The organism is Shewanella sp. SM68 (genome assembly GCF_025653925.1).
GTDB classification, from domain to species: domain Bacteria; phylum Pseudomonadota; class Gammaproteobacteria; order Enterobacterales; family Shewanellaceae; genus Shewanella; species Shewanella oncorhynchi.
Map to the genome: position 1 here is coordinate 179,832 of NZ_JAKKRU010000001.1, position 17,576 is coordinate 197,407.

Consider the following 17,576-nt stretch of genomic DNA (forward strand, 5'->3'; position numbering starts at 1 on the left):
TAATTGATCGTCAGCTAAGAGCGAAAAGCAGAAATTTCTCTCCGCATCATAGTACTCATGCGAAAGTATGCTTTGCTTGATAGAGCGGACATTAACGCCTGAAGTTGGACGGACTTTTAACCGCAAAATGGCATGTGTCTCAACCACAGTGTCCAGCATCCATTCGTCGAGTTGATTGTCACTCGGATCGTGCTTCTCAGTAAGGCAAGCTAACTTTTTACTACAACAATCATCTTCAAAGCGATCTGCTTCTATTGATTTCCGTAGATCACGCAATTAAGTTGGATTGACAATGTTAGGGGGCGCTAATTTGTCCTTGCTCTGTAGATTAAATATGACTATTCATATCGACATAAGCTCAATGCAACTTGAAAGTTTTGCTTTTTGAGCTTAGATTGATATTTTTAATAAGTTTCTAATTTACTGGTTGGCTCAACTTGTTTTAAAAACACGGCGCGCTGGTGCGACTGTTTCATAATGAGCGAGTCCTACAGGCAAATCAGTTGCTGGATTGTTTCTGAATTTGATTTTGGTTTTCCATCTAAATTATCGGCCCTACCCTTTTTATATCAATCGGAGCCTCCTGAGCATTAAATGAAGTCACTTATCTCTGTTCCCAAATTTTCATTACGCAGTTGGTTAATGTCATTATGGCTACCGTTAGGGTTATTAGTTATTGGCTACTTTGTGGCAACATCCATGGTAGATCAGCAACAACAAACCCAAGCAAAGCGAATTAGTGATGCGGTTACTGTCAGGTTAAATCTAATTGCAGAAGGGGTTCAGGAAAAGGTCACGCTGTATCAATATGGTTTGCGCGGCACCCGTGGTGCAGTAATGTCGCTATCCCCTGAGCATTTTGATTACAACGATATGCAGGTCTATACGCAAGTGCGAGACTATAAAAGGGAGTTTCCAGGGGCTCATGGTTTTGGTTTAATCATCAAAGTTGAACCAAACCAAACTGCGGCATTTCTAGACCGGATGGCTGCCGAGCGACCAAGCTACAACTTCCAAATCAGGCAGCTTACGCCACACCAAGATAGCCTTTTTGTGATCACCTATATTGAACCTGAGCAAAACAACCGAGAGGCCGTGGGGGTTGATATTGGTTCCGAAGCAATGCGCCGCAAGGCAGCATTAGATGCGGCGTTCAATAACGATGTGAGGTTAACAGCGCCCATTACCTTAGTACAAGCAAATGAGCGAGCTCAACAGGGTTTTTTAATGTTAATGCCGGTATATAAAACAACAACCGTGCCACAAGATAGTCGGCAACGGCTTGAACATTTATTTGGCTGGAGTTACGCCCCAATCCTGATTAACGACGTCCTTAATTCAGTTGCTGGTCTGGAAAACGATGTCTTTCTGCAAATCAGTGACATTACCGAACAAACGCCAATCGAGTTCTTCAGCCAAGAAGTGAAAGACACTTACGACGCTGCTCTACAACATAAATTAAATCTCTCTGTATTTGGCCGCCAATGGCAGCTGTCGCTTACGCCAACCAATCGCTTTATTAATGAACTGCAACTGCGCTCTGGCACCAGCTTATTTTTTGAAGTAATGGCAGTCAGTACCATCCTGGCCTTTGGCGTGTATCTACTGCAACTTATGTTAATGCGCAGAAGTCAGTTAATCCGTCATAAGCAGGAGCTGGCAAGTATTGCAGAGCAAACTTTACTAAAAGCGAATGCTGAGCTTGAACAGCAGGTCGCACTGCGAACGGCGGAGATTTCACGTGTTAATATCTTGCAGCGCAGTATTCTTAGCAGCGCGGGCTACGCCATTATCGCTACCGATGAAGAAGGCATTATTACGGCCTTTAATCCAGCAGCAGAAAAACTCTTAGGCTATCGCGCAGAGGAGGTCCTTTTCCAACAAACCCCGTCTATTTTTCATCTGCCCGCAGAAGTGGAGCACCATGCCGCTAAGCTGACCACTGAGCTCGGTAGCAACATCGCGGTCGGTTTTGAAACCCTTGTAGCGAAAGCGCGTCTGGGGCAAACGGATAATGTGCGCTGGACCTACCTGACAAAAACCGGTGAACAGGTGCAAGTAAAACTAAATCTCAGTGCACTAAAAGATGAGCAAGGTCAGCTAGCAGGCTTTCTTGGTATCGCGTTTGATTTAACTAAACAACTTAAATACGAAGCGGAACTGGCACAAGCAAAAGAACAAGCTGAGTCTGCTAATAAAGCAAAATCTGAGTTTTTGGCAAATATGAGCCACGAGATCCGCACGCCGATGAATGGAGTTCTGGGATTATTACAATTGGTAGCCAACAGCACGCTGGATCAACGCCAGGCCGACTATATAGAAAAAGCCTATAGTGCAGCTAAGTCTTTGCTTACCTTGTTAAATGATATTCTGGATTTCTCAAAAATTGAAGCCGGTAAGTTGGAGCTAGACCCGCATCCATTTAGTTTGACGGATTTGCTGCAGGATATCGGCCTTGTTTTTTCATCTAGTGCAGAGCAAAAAGGATTGGAAGTGCTATACGATGTCACAGCGGATGTGCCTGAGCATTTGTTAGGTGATAGTTTCCGTATTAAACAAGTCCTGATAAATCTGGTCGGCAATGCCATAAAATTTACTGATAAGGGTGAAATACTCATCTCAATTAGGTCTCAATCACTGCCAGAGGGCGAGATTAACTTGTCTTTCAGTATTAAAGATACTGGGATCGGTATCACGCTGGAGCAACAGAACGCTCTTTTTTCCGGTTTTCAACAAGCAGATTCTTCAATAAGTCGTCGCTATGGCGGGACAGGTTTAGGTTTAGCCATCAGTAAGCGCTTGGTGAATTTGATGGGTGGTGAAATCGGCGTAGAGAGTGAATTTGGTTGTGGAAGTACCTTTAGCTTTAACGTCGTCGTACGCAATGCGGAGAAGAGGGCGATCCAAAACTCTCAAACGTTTACTCGTAGTAATGAAAAGTTGAGCGTGTTGATTGTCGATGACAACGACAGTGCGCGAATAATTTTACAAGGTATTGCGGTCTCGTTGGGATGGCAGGCAAAGATTGCGTCCGATGCGCAAGAGGCGTCACTATTAGTCAAGCAAGCCCACCGCGATAGTACTCGCTATGATGTCGTTTTCGTAGACTGGCGTATGCCGGGTAAAGATGGCCTAACCTTCGCTCGCGAGCTACGGGAATTGCATAGTAGCGTGGTTTCACTGATTGTAATGATTACCGCTCATGGAAAAGAACTGCTCGATGAGCAAAATAACGATTATGAGCGCTATCTGGATGGATTTTTAATTAAACCTGTTACAAAAAATATGATGTTACAGGCAGTAAAGAGTGTTGTTTTTGGCGATCTCGACCTGTCGCTCCCGACCTCCCCCCTCCCGCACGAGCTGCCATTGCAGGGAATATCCTTACTGCTGGTAGAAGATAATTTGACGAACCAGCTGGTTGCCAGTGAGTTACTGCAGCAACTAGGGGCGACCATCAAAATTGCTAGCAGCGGTGAGGAAGCGTTAGAGATGCTGGAAAGTACGGCAGAGCACTTTGATATGGTACTGATGGACATACAAATGCCGGGAATGGATGGCTATCAAACCACTCGTGAGATTAGAAAGCTACCTAGACATCAGTTGCTGCCGATTATTGCTATTACAGCGCACGCCATGTCTGATGATATAGCCGCTTGCCTGGCAGCAGGTATGCAAGACCACATCGCAAAACCTTTTGATCTTAACGAGTTGACGACCAAAATTCTCAGCCATCATAAAGCAGAAAAAGCACCTCACGTCAAACAAGTTAATAAATCAAACCTGAATTTTGATCAGGCAGCGTTAGCGTTCTGCCAGCAGCATCATATTGAACTCGAAGCTGCTGTTCAGCGCCTTGGTTATTCCCTGACGATTTATGTCAATGTATTAAAGCAATTTGAGCAGGACCTTAGGCAAGCATTACAACAACTAGAGGATAAAACACTTACCCGTCGTAATGCACGATTGTTGTTTCATAGTTTAAAAGGTGCTGCAGGCACACTTGGCTTTAGCAATCTGGCAAAGCTTACTGCCCGCTTGGAAGATGAGCTGCGTGAGCACAGTGATGACGGTTATCAGGTAGATAACAACGTTCTGGATATACTGAAGTTAACTCTTAACACCGCTACAGACTTGGTGAAATTATTACAAGTGGAACAGCAAATAGCTACCGCACAAGCCCCTGTTAGCCGGACGGAACAGGCAGCTCAGTTAATGACGCTAAAGCAACATCTCAATCTTGCCAACATGGCAGCGTTGCCACTTTATCAGCAATTGGCACCGTCACTGCAGGCTCAAACACCTGAACTAAATAAAGAGCTTGAAGAGGCTCTAGTCAACTTGACTTTTGAGCAAGCAGTCGTGATAGTTGATAAAATGTTAAGTCAATTCAAAGAGTAGTTTATATGTCAGCTGACACTATACCAAATGTAGCTATCAGCCAATTCCCTGCAACCATTTTAGTTGTCGATGATCAACCTATTAATATTCAGATTGTCTTTCAGGTTTTAGGCAACGAGTACAATATTCTGATGGCCACAAGCGGCAAACAGGCAATAAAAGTTTGCCACGACAGTCGGCCTGATCTCATTTTGTTAGATGTAGTAATGCCTGAGCAGGATGGATTAGAAACATGCAGGCAATTAAAAGCCGATAAACAACTGGCAGATATCCCGGTCATATTCGTCACAGGCTTGCAGCATGAAACGGATGAAGATGCCTGCTGGGATGCAGGTGGCGTCGATTTTATTCAAAAGCCATTTAATACAAATACATTACGTAACCGGGTAAAGGCTCACTTAGCCCTGAAAAGACAAGCTGACTTACTGCGTTCTCTCGCTTATCTGGATGGGTTAACCGGTATTTATAACCGCCGCTATTTTGATAACGTTTTATCAATCCAACTTGCCCAACATAGACGTAAACTGAGTCCTCTTGCAGTATTGATGATTGATATCGACTACTTTAAGAAATATAACGATACGTTTGGCCACTTAGCAGGAGATGATGCTTTACGTAAAGTGGCCAGTGCCCTAAAGCATAACGGGCGACAGGCTGACACGGTCGCCCGCTATGGAGGTGAAGAATTTGTAGTGTTGCTAGCCGATACCGATATAAATGGCGCAGTAACCGTGGCAAAAAAGATGCTGCATCATGTATTGGAATTAGATATCGCACACCCCCAAACTCCCGCCACCAAACTGAGCATCAGTGTTGGCATTGCCGTCGCCGATGAAGCGAAAGGCTACGATAGTAATATTATAGAACTGGCAGACCAGCAGCTGTATTTAAGTAAACAACGTGGTCGTAATACCTATTCGGTTGTACTAGCGTGAGGTCTGGCAAACCTATTACCAAAAAATTACTATCTATGAGTGATTAATTTTAAACTCTGTTGTTACCATGATTTTTACAGCATAATATTGAAACCGGCCAAGATAATTTACACAGAATACTGGGACCATAACCCGCTGCGCTGCTCATCGCCCTTACACTAACGTTCTGCTAACGACTAATAGCGGACTTTAATACCTGCACATTGTAATATCCGCTTCTGGCACAAAGCCGAGATCCGACGAAGTGGTACTTTCCGTGAAAGTTGTGGTGCGATTAATTTGCAACACGTGGTAAGGAGCGGTTGCAATGTGGTGGTAAATTAAGTGCAATTAATCAAGAAGGTGAATCAATGAGTGAACAACTGAACTGTCAAAGCCGCATGGATGCGGCGACAACTCTGTACTTGCCGCAAATAACTATCCCCGTCCTGCTAAACCAATGACGTAACTCCTATCTCTCCCGACTTGTTGGAACAAGTCGCACTCACAAGGTGCAATTAAACACTGAACAAAAATTCATGGATGAATGGTTACCGCCGAAGGACTCGGCGCAAATAAAAAACGTACATACCATTATACACAGTATGTACGTTTGAAATGAAAGCCGCTGACGTTATATGTAAAGCCCTGTCACTCACTCACACGCGAATAGACACTGTTTTTACTATATACTCTTTCGGGGCGCTTTTGTTTTTCTATACTTCTACAATTTTATTGGACTCGACTCCATAGCTCACCATGATCCCTTGTTTATCTGCCGCGTTTAATTAGCGGTAGCATCGGCATCAGTATCGGTACAAAGCCTAAATTGATGAATGAAACATCAACTTTACTGAGGTGTGGCGGTTTATTGGGCAAACGATACGGCTTAGATCATTTTTTAAAAATTGTTGATTGACTCTGAGGTCTAAATCGGTAGAATGCCAATCCGCAGTCAGGGGAAAGCATGCCGAGCATGAGTTCAAATGATTAAGCGCAATGATAGGCGACATTAGCTCAGTTGGTAGAGCGATACCTTGCCAAGGTATAGGTCATCGGTTCGAACCCGATATGTCGCTCCAAATTTTAATAAATTTGGCAGTTTGGGCGCGATGGCAGAATGGCTATGCTGCGGATTGCAAATCCGTCGATCTCGGTTCGACTCCGGGTCGCGCCTCCATAGATTAAAGTATTAATGACACGATTCCCGTCGTTAATATAAAGAGTTTGCCCGAGTGGTGGAATCGGTAGACACAAGGGATTTAAAATCCCTCGCTGGTAACAGCGTGCCAGTTCAAGTCTGGCCTCGGGTACCAAAAAACAGAAAAGCCCTGACTGATGTCAGGGCTTTTTTGCTTTATAACTTCTACACCCACATTTCATGATTCTTAATCTAGTATCACTACAGCTATAGATTGGTTAGGCCCAAGCCCACTATTTTATTCATTCAGTATTGCGACTTCTGACCTGTTTCTTTTCTACAATATAAAACTGAGTGATTTTGTGATCTAGATGTTGTAAATCGCTTTATTTAAGTAATTTCACTATTTGGCTAATAATTGCGTAATAAAATGTACTTTTTATTATTGAATCGACAATAGTGTAATAATTTCCCTAAGAAGGGACTTAAGTCGCTATTACCCCCTTAAAGACAGTGGTATAAATAAGCCGAAATTTCCCCTACACGCGCATATTAGGATACGTAGTCATGATTTTCTCTCAAGTATTACTCGCACCCGCTGATCCAATTCTTGGTTTAACCGATACCTTTAAAGCTGATCCGCGTCAGGATAAAGTTAATCTTGGTGTTGGCATTTATAAGGATGAGGCAGGACAGACTCCCGTTCTGGCTTCAGTGAAAAAAGCCGAGGCCATTTTACTTGAGCAAGAGAAGACCAAAAACTACTTAGGCATTGAAGGCGTTCAAGCTTATAACCGTGTAGTACAAACATTGTTGTTTGGCGAAGGCAGTGCATTAATTTCTTCTGGCCGTGCTGCCACAGCGCAAGCACCTGGTGGTACAGGAGCACTGCGTATTGCTGCTGAGTTTTTACTGCGTAATACCGATTCGCACACTATTTGGGTGAGCAATCCAACGTGGGCCAACCATCAAAATATTTTTGAAACGGCGGGTTTAACGGTTAAAGAGTACGGTTATTACAAAGCAGAAGCCCATGACATCGATTTCGATACCATGATGACTGACTTGTCTCACGCCAATGCGGACGATGTCGTGCTGCTACACGGTTGCTGCCATAACCCAACGGGTATCGATTTAACGTTGGCGCAATGGGAACTTGTTGCTCAATTGTGTGCTGATAAGAAACTCGTGCCACTGTTTGACTTTGCTTATCAGGGTTTTGGTGCTGGCATTGAAGAAGATGCGGCAGGTCTGCGTTTAGTCGCGTCTAAAGTGTCTGAGTTGCTGGTCGCTAACTCTTTCTCTAAAAACTTTGGTCTATACAACGAGCGTATTGGCGCCGTGACTGTGGTGGCTGAAGATGCTGATGCTGCCGTACGTGCTTTTAGCCAAGTGAAACGTACCATACGCGCCAATTATTCTAATCCGCCAGCCCACGGCGCACTGATCGTCAGCACGATATTAAATGATGCAGCTCTGAAAGCCATGTGGGTGCAGGAAGTCAAAGAGATGCGTGAACGTATCGCCGAAATGCGTACTCTGTTTGTTGATAGCTTAAAGGCTGAGGGCGTGACTCAGGACTTCAGTTTTATTTCTCGCCAAAATGGCATGTTCAGTTTCTCAGGTTTAAACAAAGCCCAAGTGGCACGTTTGAAAGACGAGTTTGGTGTCTATATTGTCGGCTCTGGACGCATTAGCGTTGCAGGCATGACTAAGACGAATATGCCTGTTATCTGTAAAGCCATAGCACAAGTGTTGTAATGGTTATAGCAGCCCTATAGACAGACTAAAGGGACATTCCTTTTAGCTTTACAATATAAAGGACAGCATTTGCTGTCCTTTATTATTTCGATTGAATGATTAACAGGTCAGAGCTAGCAGGCAAGCGGTTGTTGAGTGAGATCATTGATCCGCAGCAGGGCGCTTAATGCATCTAATAAATTAGCTTGATCATGTAGATTGGGATTATGGCGGTTCTTCAACGGAAAATAGTTGATCAGTGGCCCTAAACGCGTTTGTTCACCGTGGCGAAGTACTTTGTGAATAATGGGTTTGCCAATCACTTGGTGACACCAAGCGATACGTTGCTCAATGCTAAACCGACCTGCGGGTGAGGCCTCTTCGGCAAGGTTATCGATAAAGATCACCTGTGCTTTAGTAGCGGCGAGGCTTTTCGCGAACTTAGGTAACAGCAGCGGCGGCATGATACTGGTTAAGAAACTCCCAGGGCCTAGGATAACTAAATCTGCGTGCCTCACGGCCTCACAGGCTTCAAAGGTGGCATCGACCTGTGGCTCAAGGCAGAGCGCGATAGGCGCTTCATCCATACTGTCGACATTGATCTCCCCAAAGACTTTACTGCCACAGGCTTGCAGGGCCACTAAGTGAGTGGGCTGCTCTGACATGGGAATAAGTTGGGTTTCTATCTTAAGTAAGTTACGGATGAGATTAACCGCTTCTAATGGACGAACGCAGAGTTGATCAAGAGCCAGTAAAATTAAATTACCTAAATTATGGCCACTGAGTTCAGTGGCACCTTGGAAACGATATTCGAACAATTGCGAGCCAACGGAAGGACGATTAGCTAAATGGGATAAGCAGTTACGTAAATCTCCCCAAGCAATACAGTCTTGCTCGGCTCTCAGTCGACCAGTAGAACCACCATTATCAGTGGTGGCGACAATCCCTGTAAGGCGGTTGCCTAAAAAATCGAGCGAGGATAATACTCGGCCTAAACCATGGCCTCCGCCGATGGCGACGACACGTTCAAATTGATTTAACATCAAATGCTGCATCTGGGTTTTTCCTTCCTGAATACCCGAAAATTTAATGTCATAGCCATCCATTGTCGCTATAAGCGGGATGACTCATGAACCGTTGTGCAATGGTGATAACGCTAAGGAACCTTAGTATAAATACTCAGTCAAATGCTTGCATCTATAAACGACGGCGTAATAGCAAGCTCGACTCGATAATGGTGCCTCAGGCGTAATATTGTACCTGAGTTCGTGAACATGATGATGGGCAAATTTCGTGAAATCTGACAAATAGCTTATAATCCGGCCTTTATTTGCCCAATAAGGGCGTTACACCTAAGGTGAATGATTGAAAACGGGTAGAATCGGTTCGTTTACATTGGCATTAGCCATGGTCATAGTGGCGATTTTTGCATTACGAGTTTGGATCATTCCTCACTCGAATGACTCATCCGCTATTGCGCCCCAATTCGTCAGCGATGTCGATCCTGTTACGCAAGTCCCTGACTTTTCAGCGATCAGCGACATTACCGAAAAGAAGAAAGCTTTTTTTGATTTCCTGCGGCCGATTGTTCAGCAACAGAATGCCATTATCTTGATGGAGCGTGGCTTTATCAATGAGATGCTTGCCTTAGTCGATAATGGTAAGAGTTTATCTGATACTGAATTAGCGCAGATCAATGCGTTATTTGATAAATACCAATATGCGGCGCGTAACGTAGATGCTAAGTCATTAGCAAGCTTACTTAAACGTGTCGATATCGTGCCGGAATCTATGGTGTTAATTCAAGCCGCGAATGAATCGGGTTGGGGGAGTTCACGTTTTGCCAGAGAAGGTTTTAACTTTTTTGGTGAATGGTGTTTTACTTCTGGCTGCGGCATAGTGCCGTCCTCACGTGGTTCGGGTAAAAGTCATGAGGTGAAAGTGTTTTCATCGGTCGATGAATCGGTTTCATCCTATATGCGTAATTTAAATTCTAATACTGCCTATGCGTTATTTCGCTCTATTCGAGCTGATTTACGTTCACAGGAGCTAGAGCCAACAGCGGATCAATTGATTTACGGTTTAGTGAATTATTCTGAAAGACAAGAAGCTTATATTGATGAGCTGCTTGATATGTTACGTCATAATGAAAAATATTTGGTGAATGTCGATGTATAAAAAACTGTTGTTTAGTAGCCTGTTTTTGTTGGCAACTAGCGCCGCCGCAGAAACTGTATCCCTTGAATATAAAGGCTTTTATGATAGGTTAAAACAAGTCAATAAAGGCGGTTATCAACTCGTGGAAGTGGCTTTTAGTGTTCCAATGCAAAAGAATTGTTTGATCCAAAGTGGTTCTATTTCCAGTGAAAAAACCTCAACGCCACTGACGTATACTGATGCACAGCGGTTATTCATTCCCTTAGATGATGATTTAAAAGATCAGCGAGCCTTGGTTAATCTGAATTTCGCTGGCAGCGCTGAGGGATGTGGTATTGCAATGCAAGTTAGAGCAAAACAGACATTAGCCGAGTACGATAAAACGCGCTTACAACAAATCATGACTGAGATGGACACGCTGCTCGGTGCTATGCAAGGCTTCCCGATGCGTTATTTTAGGGAATCCATTACTGGCTTAAACTTTGAATTCTCACCTGAACAAGAAGTCTATGTACGCCTTAATGGTCGAGAAGAAGCGATAAAAGGCAGTTATAAATTAGCCGCTAATGAGCTTGAAAGCATCACCACGCTAAGCTTCAGTGCCCAGCCATTAGTCTTGAGTCCTTGGGTGAAGTAATCATTTTGTATTTTTTGAATAGGCGTCTTGAGATAAGCGATTCACAAGCGCTGGCTCAAAGATAAACTTATTCTGTAACCATAAAAATGCCCACATTAAGTGGGCATTTTGTTGTGCTAATTTATCTTGCTTACTTTCGTTGCGTTAACTTCTCTTACTGATTAGGCGCTAAATTCAGTCTAAGTTAGACTTCGTAAGTGTTAACAATATCAATGCGTTTTGCTGCATCCAAATCGATACGACCGCTATTGGCTATATCAAGAAAATCGAATGCAGGTAGATTGGCTTCAGCAACATCACCACGCATAGGCGCATCAGGGTCACGTGTTAGAGACACAAAGTCGAATTGCTCACGGTCAACACCCTGTGATGGTGCGGTGTTTTGCATGGCGGTGAATATTGTTTCAATGCGTCCTGGGTATTGTTTATCCCATTGATTTAGCATGTCTTTGATTGCGGCGCGCTTTAAGTTTTCCTGTGAGCCACACAAGTTGCATGGAATGATTGGAAATTCTTTTAAGCTGGCATATTCTTCGAGATCTTTCTCGCGACAATAGGCTAGGGGACGTATGACGATATTAGCGCCATCATCCGACAGCAGCTTTGGCGGCATTGCTTTCATCTTACCGCCAAAGAACATATTTAAGAACAAGGTCTCGATAATGTCATCCCTGTGATGGCCTAGGGCGATTTTAGTGGCGCCGATACGCTGAGCAAAGCCATAAAGCGTGCCGCGGCGCAGGCGAGAGCACAAGGAGCAGGTGGTTTTACCTTCAGGGATTTTGTCTTTCACTATCGAGTAAGTATCTTTCTCGAGGATGTGATAAGGCACATTGAGCTTATCGAGATAGGCAGGCAATACATGTTCAGGGAAGCCCGGTTGCTTCTGATCTAAATTAACCGCAATGATTTCAAACTGAATGGGCGCGCGTTGCTGCAGATTCATCAAAATATCGAGCATGGCGTAGCTGTCTTTACCGCCACTGAGGCAGCACATGATCTTATCGCCATCTTCAATCATATTGTAATCGGCAATCGCGCTGCCCACTTCACGACGAAGCCGCTTCTGTAATTTATTCAGACGGGTAGTTTGTTTTTTTGATAATTCTTCCGGCATAGGATTTACCGTAACTTCAGATATAGCTTCAAGCATAAAAAAGCGCCCAGTAACACAGTTTCAGGGCGCGTATTATTCCAGCTATCTTTGGCGGGGTAAAGAGCCGCGTATTGCTTAGGCTTCTTCTAACGGTGATTTATAACCGTCGGGCTTTATAGCCAATAAATCGCAGTTGATGCTATCGATAACATGTTCAGCGGTATTGCCTATCAGTGCTGCTGAAAATCCGGTACGACCAACAGTCCCTAGGATCACCAATTCAGCATCAAGTTTTTCAGCCAGCTCAGGGATCACATCCTCTGGTAAACCTTCTTTTACATGGCAATGACTTGGATTAATATCATAAGCGCCCGCAAGATAACTCACGCGCTGCTCATGCTGCATGCGAATGGTTTCGTTGTATGACTGGGCATCAAAGTCAGGAAGCTCAATGGCTAGGTTAACTGGCGTACCGGGATAACCATTGACTAAATGTACTTCAGCAGAGAACTTTTTCGCCAAATCTTTTGCATGTTCAATAATTTTACCGTTAAGCATTTGATGATCGGTATCTTCGGTTGCCACATTCACAGCACAGAGGATTTTGCCCGCGGCTGGCCAGTCATGGGCTTTCACCATCAACACTGGCACAGGGGCTTTACGCATTAAATGCCAATCAGTTGGAGTGAAGATCACCGCCTTGAGTTTGTCGTGGGCATGGGTGCCTTTAACAATCAAATCGTATTGCCCTGAAATAGCATGATTAATAATGCTTTCAAAGGGGCGATTATGCCAAATGACTTGAGTATCGATATTGAGTTGCAGATGAGTATAAGCGGCGAGTAAGTCTTGGATCCAAGCGAGCCGTTGATCTATGACACCTTGACGCATGGCTTCGCGTTCTTGATTCGACAGAATCGAAGTCATTTCGTAAGAGAAGTCGAAGATAGAAAGAAACACAGTGACTTGAGCGTTGCATTTACTGGCCAAGGCGACCGCTCGTGCAAGGGCAACTTGATTTTCAGTGGTAGGGTCAACCACAACCAGTATTTTTTGATAATCCTTCATGTTTGGTTCCTTTAGTCATAGGCTCAATATCATCATGAGCCTTTGGCAGTGAGCTGTATTGTTCTAGATCAAACTCATTTGAAATTGATTAAAACTCGCTTAAAAATCATGCCTTAATCTGCATGACATGTCTAGCAAGCACAGCTTTTACCATTAAACTGTTATGCTATTGGCGACAATTATTTAGGCTTGACCTCTCACGGTTAATGCTCTTGCGATTGACTATCTCGCGATGCGAGAATTACCCGCTAACAGATTTAGCTCTTGCGAGTCGAGGATAGTGATGTACTTACCCTTAACTTCAATCAAGCCTGACTTTTGGAAGCGTCCAAGTAAGCGGCTGATGGTCTCAACGGTTAAACCGAGATAATTGCCAATGTCACCGCGGGTCATGGTTAAACGGAATTCTTTAGGTGAGAAACCACGGCTGCCGAAACGATTTGCTAAATTGCTGATAAACGCTGCTAAACGTTCTTCGGCATTTTTCTTACTGAGCAGCAGGATCATTTCTTGATCGCTCATGATCTCATTACTCATTAGACGCATGATCTGCTGACGTAACTTAGGCATAGTGCCCGAAAGTTCATCGAGGATATTAAAGGGGATTTCACAAACCATAGAGGTTTCGAGGGCCTGTGCAAAACTCTGATGTAACTGAGCGTGAATACCATCAAAACCAATCACATCACCCGCAAGATGGAAGCCAGTTATCTGCTCATCACCTTGCTCGGTAATAGTGTAACTTTTGATGGTGCCAGAGCGGATCGCAAACAGGGATTTCAATGCATCACCTGACTTAAAAATTTGCTCGCCTTTCTGGATTGGCTTTTTACGCTCAATAATATCATCGAGCTGATCTAGCTCACTTGCATTGAGGGTAAAAGGAATACAAAGGGTACCCATACTGCAATCGTGACAATGGATTGTGCATCCGCTAGCGGCAGGACGACGATTCTTATTTTGTTCAATTGTCATGTTGATTCTCAAGTTTATCCACTGCAACCATGTTAAACCAATTCACTCACTTGGGCTAGTTTAGCTGCGCGAGTGCGATATATAAAGTTTGACCACCAAAGGCAATTAACAGTAAGCCGCTCAATAGTCTAACGGTTTTCTTTTGTACCCATGCAGCAAGGCGTTTTGCCGCCACGCCAGCACTTAATAGGGCGGGTAAAGTACCCAAGCCAAAGGCTAACATAATTAAGGCGCCTTGGCTGGCAGAGCCAGATGCAACCGACCAAGTTAAGGTGCTATAGACGAGGCCGCAGGGGAGCCAGCCCCAAATGAATCCCGCCATGACTGCTTGGCTCGGATTCTTGATTGGAACAAGGCGCTGCGCTATGGGTTTTAAATATTGCCATAGCCATTGACCTACACGCTCAATTTGCACTATACCAACCCAAATTTTAGCGATGTAAAGTCCTGTGGCGATCATCATTAGTCCGGCAATCATGCGCAGGACAATCAGATAAATATCCAGCTCAAATAAGTGACCAAGACCTGCCGACGATGCGCCCACTAAGCCGCCCGCTAAGGTGTAACTTAAAATACGGCCTAAATTGTAACTCAGTAAATATTTAAGCTGATGGGCCAGATGGTTACCTATTTTAGGATGAGGGATTTGGGCGGAAAACGCGCCCACTAAACCGCCACACATACCAAAACAATGTGCAGCTCCCATCAAGCCGACGAGAAAGGCACCGGTGACATTGTACTCAATCACAAAGGCATGCCTTTTTGCTGATTTTTTATCGCTTGCTGCGCTGCGATATCATCATGTTCTGCTGTTGACTGAATGGCGGGGGTGGGTAGATGGCCTGGTTTATCAGTACTTTCATCAAACAATATAGAAACACTTTGACGGTCAAGATCGTCAAATTGCTCAGATTTCACTGCCCAGAAAAATACCATTACCGCAATGGCGACGAAGATCATGGCAATGGGGATAAGCACATAAATAATTTCCATAATGACCTCTTAGTATCTGGTTAAACGTTTTATTATGATCACACTTTTACCCGTAATAATCTCAGGCTATTACCGACCACAATCAAAGAACTCGCCGACATGCCAATCGCGGCAATATAAGGTGCCACATGACCAGTGACAGCTAAAGGCAAGATAAGGGCGTTGTAACCCAGCGCCCACGCTAAATTTTGTTTAATAATTTGCGTGGTCAGTTTAGCGACCGCGACAGCTTGGGTGAAACGGGATAGATGATCGCCCAGTAAAATCAAATCGGCACTGTTTTTGGCAATCGCACTGCCACTGCCCATGGCGACCGACAAATCAGCCCCCGCAAGTACTGGCGCATCATTGATGCCATCGCCAAACATCGCCACGCGAGTATGCTGTTGTAATTTCGTTACTAGGGCAAGTTTACCCGCGGGGGTTAATCCGCTGTGCACATCTTCAATTCCCAGCTCTTTGGCCAATTGATGCACATGTCCGGAGCTATCGCCGCTGGCGATACTAATGCGGCAACCTTGTTGCTTTAATATCTCAATCGTGGCCTTACTGTCTTGACGAATATTGTCTTGGATCTCAAAACTTGCAAGCACTTCAAGCTGCTCATTGGCTGAGCGTGCTAACCAAATCTTTTGGGTTGGGTCCTGAGTATCGACACGTGCACCAGTAAATACAGCATTACCAATTAAATAATCAGTCCCCTCGATACGGCCTCGAACACCAAAGCCGACTTCATGGTGAACTTGTTCTGCGACCAAGGTATTATCGGCAAATAGGGCAAATGCAGCCGCAATCGGATGACGAGAGCCCGTTTCCAGCGCTGCGGCAATAGCTAAGGCCTGCGTCTTTGTTAAATCGGCCATGCACTGCGTTTGCCCGATAGAGAGCGTACCACAGGTAAGGGTGCCAGTTTTATCAAAGACCACATGCTTAATCTGCGGCAGTTTTTCAAATACGCCGGCTTTGCGGGTAATGATCCCAAGACGGGTAAAAATGGCGGTTGCACAGGTGACGGCGGTCGGTGTCGCTAGCGCTAAGGCACAAGGACAAGTCGCGACCAGAACCGATAGCGTTACCCAAAAGGCATCCTCTGGGGAAATCTGTTGCCAAACCAAATAGGTGATCGTCGCGATTGTTAGAATCGTACCCGAGAAATAGCGGGATAATTTATCGGCTAATAGGGCTATCGCAGGTTTTGTATTGGATGCCAGTTCCTGCAGTCGAATAATTTCAGCCACGAGTTGGTCTTGCCCCAATGCGGTAACTTTAACTTTTATCGGTTGGTCGACGTTGATAGTACCAGCGTACACTTGCTGATCTTGCTGTTTTTCAATGGGCATTTGCTCACCTGTGAGCATAGCTTCATTGATATTTGTGTGGCCTTCAATCACCACACCATCGGCCGCAACCATTTCCCCTGGTTTCACAAGGATCACATCATTGAGGCGTAACTTTTTGGCCGGAATTTCTTCTTGACCATTTTCGGTGACTAAGTGTGCAGTGAGCGGCACCAATTTATGTAAATTACTGGAGCTGACCGAGGCCTTTTGTCTTGCCTTTTGCTCGAAGTAACGCCCAAGTAACAAAAAGAAAGTAAACATGGATACGGATTCAAAATACACTTCGCCTGTGCCATTCACTGTGGCAAAACAGCTTGCGGTATAGGCACCACCAATGGCAATCGAAACAGACACATCCATATTGAGTTTGCCGCTGAGCAGGGTACGAATGGCACTAAAATAGAAGGGCTGCGCCGAATAAAGCACCACAGGCGTGGCAAAAATCATGCTAACCCAGCGGAAATAGTCCCGATATTGCACGTCTAAATCGGTGAAGTAGCCAGTATAAAGGGCGAGGGCGAACATCATAACTTGCATAGTCGCAAAGCCAGCTAAGCCTAAACGCAGTAAAAATTTGCGACTATTGAGTTTATTGTTGAGCTCTTGTTCGTCAACTTGGTAGGGCGCGGCTTGATAGCCAATACGACTAATTTGTCCGAGAATATCGCTAAGTTTTACCTTGCGTTTATCCCAACTGATCATGGCGCGTTGGGTGGTTGAGTTGACTAGCACTTGGCTCACGCCCGCAAGTTGTTTGACTTTGTGTTCAATTAACCAAGCACAGGCGGCACAGGTGATACCATCGATGGAGAGTGATACTGATTCGACATTGTCCTCAGAATGCACAAAGTCTTGCTGCACTTCGGGCAAGTCATAGGCGCTAAATTGCGTTAATGCTTCGGGGACCAGGGCATTCTGTTTACTGCCAGGCTCAGTGCGGAACTTGTAATAACTGAGTAATCCCGCATCGACAATCGCTTGAGAAACCGCCTGACAGCCAGGGCAACACATCAGTTCATCACGGTCATTAATGCGAGTCACAAACTGCTGGCCCGTCAGAACGGGCTCTTGGCAGTGAAAACAACTTGGATACGTCATAGCGCTACTTATTTAA

General features: G+C 44.7%; 12 protein-coding genes and 3 tRNA genes. 8 read left to right on the top strand and 7 right to left on the bottom strand.

Annotated features, from left to right (window positions below):
* Window positions 1–594: 594 nt before the first annotated feature.
* The 6 genes from L5M40_RS00780 to L5M40_RS00805 all read left to right on the top strand — a co-directional run bounded on the left by L5M40_RS00780 (window position 595) and on the right by L5M40_RS00805 (window position 8,217).
* Entirely contained in the window at window positions 595–4,401 is a 3,807-nt protein-coding gene (locus L5M40_RS00780; RefSeq protein WP_218678306.1) for a CHASE domain-containing protein, read from the top strand.
* 5 nt (window positions 4,402–4,406) lie between these two features.
* On the top strand, window positions 4,407–5,336 hold the full coding sequence (locus L5M40_RS00785; RefSeq protein ID WP_218678307.1) for a diguanylate cyclase: 930 nt from the start codon (window positions 4,407–4,409) through the stop codon (window positions 5,334–5,336).
* 985 nt (window positions 5,337–6,321) lie between these two features.
* Window positions 6,322–6,397: transfer RNA gene (locus tag L5M40_RS00790), tRNA-Gly, on the top strand.
* A 24-nt stretch (window positions 6,398–6,421) separates the two neighbouring features.
* Window positions 6,422–6,495 (top strand) — tRNA-Cys (locus L5M40_RS00795).
* Window positions 6,496–6,544: 49 nt separating this feature from the next.
* Window positions 6,545–6,631: transfer RNA gene (locus tag L5M40_RS00800), tRNA-Leu, on the top strand.
* Window positions 6,632–7,023: 392 nt separating this feature from the next.
* Window positions 7,024–8,217 (top strand): amino acid aminotransferase, encoded by a 1,194-nt coding sequence (locus L5M40_RS00805; RefSeq protein WP_263161140.1) that lies wholly within the window; start codon window positions 7,024–7,026, stop codon window positions 8,215–8,217.
* Window positions 8,218–8,330: 113 nt separating this feature from the next.
* Here L5M40_RS00805 and L5M40_RS00810 read toward each other — a convergent pair whose 3' ends face one another.
* The gene (locus tag L5M40_RS00810) at window positions 8,331–9,251 is read right to left on the bottom strand and encodes a YvcK family protein (RefSeq protein ID WP_263143457.1); all 921 of its coding nucleotides are present in this window, start codon (window positions 9,249–9,251) and stop codon (window positions 8,331–8,333) included.
* A gap of 310 nt (window positions 9,252–9,561) precedes the next feature.
* On the opposite strand from L5M40_RS00810, the gene L5M40_RS00815 reads away from it, so the two are divergent.
* Together L5M40_RS00815 and L5M40_RS00820 are read left to right on the top strand one after the other, a co-directional pair.
* Window positions 9,562–10,374, top strand: a complete 813-nt coding sequence (locus L5M40_RS00815) for a glucosaminidase domain-containing protein (protein WP_028759975.1) — start codon at window positions 9,562–9,564, stop codon at window positions 10,372–10,374.
* Window positions 10,367–10,990, top strand: coding sequence for a DUF2987 domain-containing protein (locus tag L5M40_RS00820; RefSeq protein ID WP_263149188.1), 624 nt, complete (start codon window positions 10,367–10,369; stop codon window positions 10,988–10,990). The genes L5M40_RS00815 and L5M40_RS00820 overlap by 8 nt, the downstream gene beginning before the upstream one ends.
* A 184-nt stretch (window positions 10,991–11,174) precedes the next feature.
* On the opposite strand, the gene ttcA is transcribed toward L5M40_RS00820, so the two are convergent.
* The 6 genes from ttcA to L5M40_RS00850 form a co-directional block, all read right to left on the bottom strand.
* The gene (gene ttcA / locus L5M40_RS00825) at window positions 11,175–12,143 is read right to left on the bottom strand and encodes a tRNA 2-thiocytidine(32) synthetase TtcA (RefSeq protein ID WP_263175490.1); all 969 of its coding nucleotides are present in this window, start codon (window positions 12,141–12,143) and stop codon (window positions 11,175–11,177) included.
* Window positions 12,144–12,221: 78 nt separating this feature from the next.
* Complete coding sequence (gene uspE / locus L5M40_RS00830) at window positions 12,222–13,154, bottom strand: universal stress protein UspE (protein ID WP_105252478.1); 933 nt, start codon at window positions 13,152–13,154, stop codon at window positions 12,222–12,224.
* A 222-nt stretch (window positions 13,155–13,376) separates the two neighbouring features.
* On the bottom strand, window positions 13,377–14,129 hold the full coding sequence (gene etrA / locus L5M40_RS00835; protein ID WP_006081599.1) for an electron transport transcriptional regulator EtrA: 753 nt from the start codon (window positions 14,127–14,129) through the stop codon (window positions 13,377–13,379).
* Window positions 14,130–14,184: 55 nt separating this feature from the next.
* The gene (locus L5M40_RS00840; RefSeq protein WP_173244912.1) at window positions 14,185–14,877 is read right to left on the bottom strand and encodes a sulfite exporter TauE/SafE family protein; all 693 of its coding nucleotides are present in this window, start codon (window positions 14,875–14,877) and stop codon (window positions 14,185–14,187) included.
* Window positions 14,874–15,122, bottom strand: coding sequence for a cbb3-type cytochrome oxidase assembly protein CcoS (ccoS, locus tag L5M40_RS00845; RefSeq protein ID WP_263175492.1), 249 nt, complete (start codon window positions 15,120–15,122; stop codon window positions 14,874–14,876). The genes L5M40_RS00840 and ccoS overlap by 4 nt, the downstream gene beginning before the upstream one ends.
* 38 nt (window positions 15,123–15,160) lie before the next feature.
* Window positions 15,161–17,560, bottom strand: a complete 2,400-nt coding sequence (locus tag L5M40_RS00850; RefSeq protein ID WP_173244906.1) for a heavy metal translocating P-type ATPase — start codon at window positions 17,558–17,560, stop codon at window positions 15,161–15,163.
* Window positions 17,561–17,576: the final 16 nt, after the last annotated feature.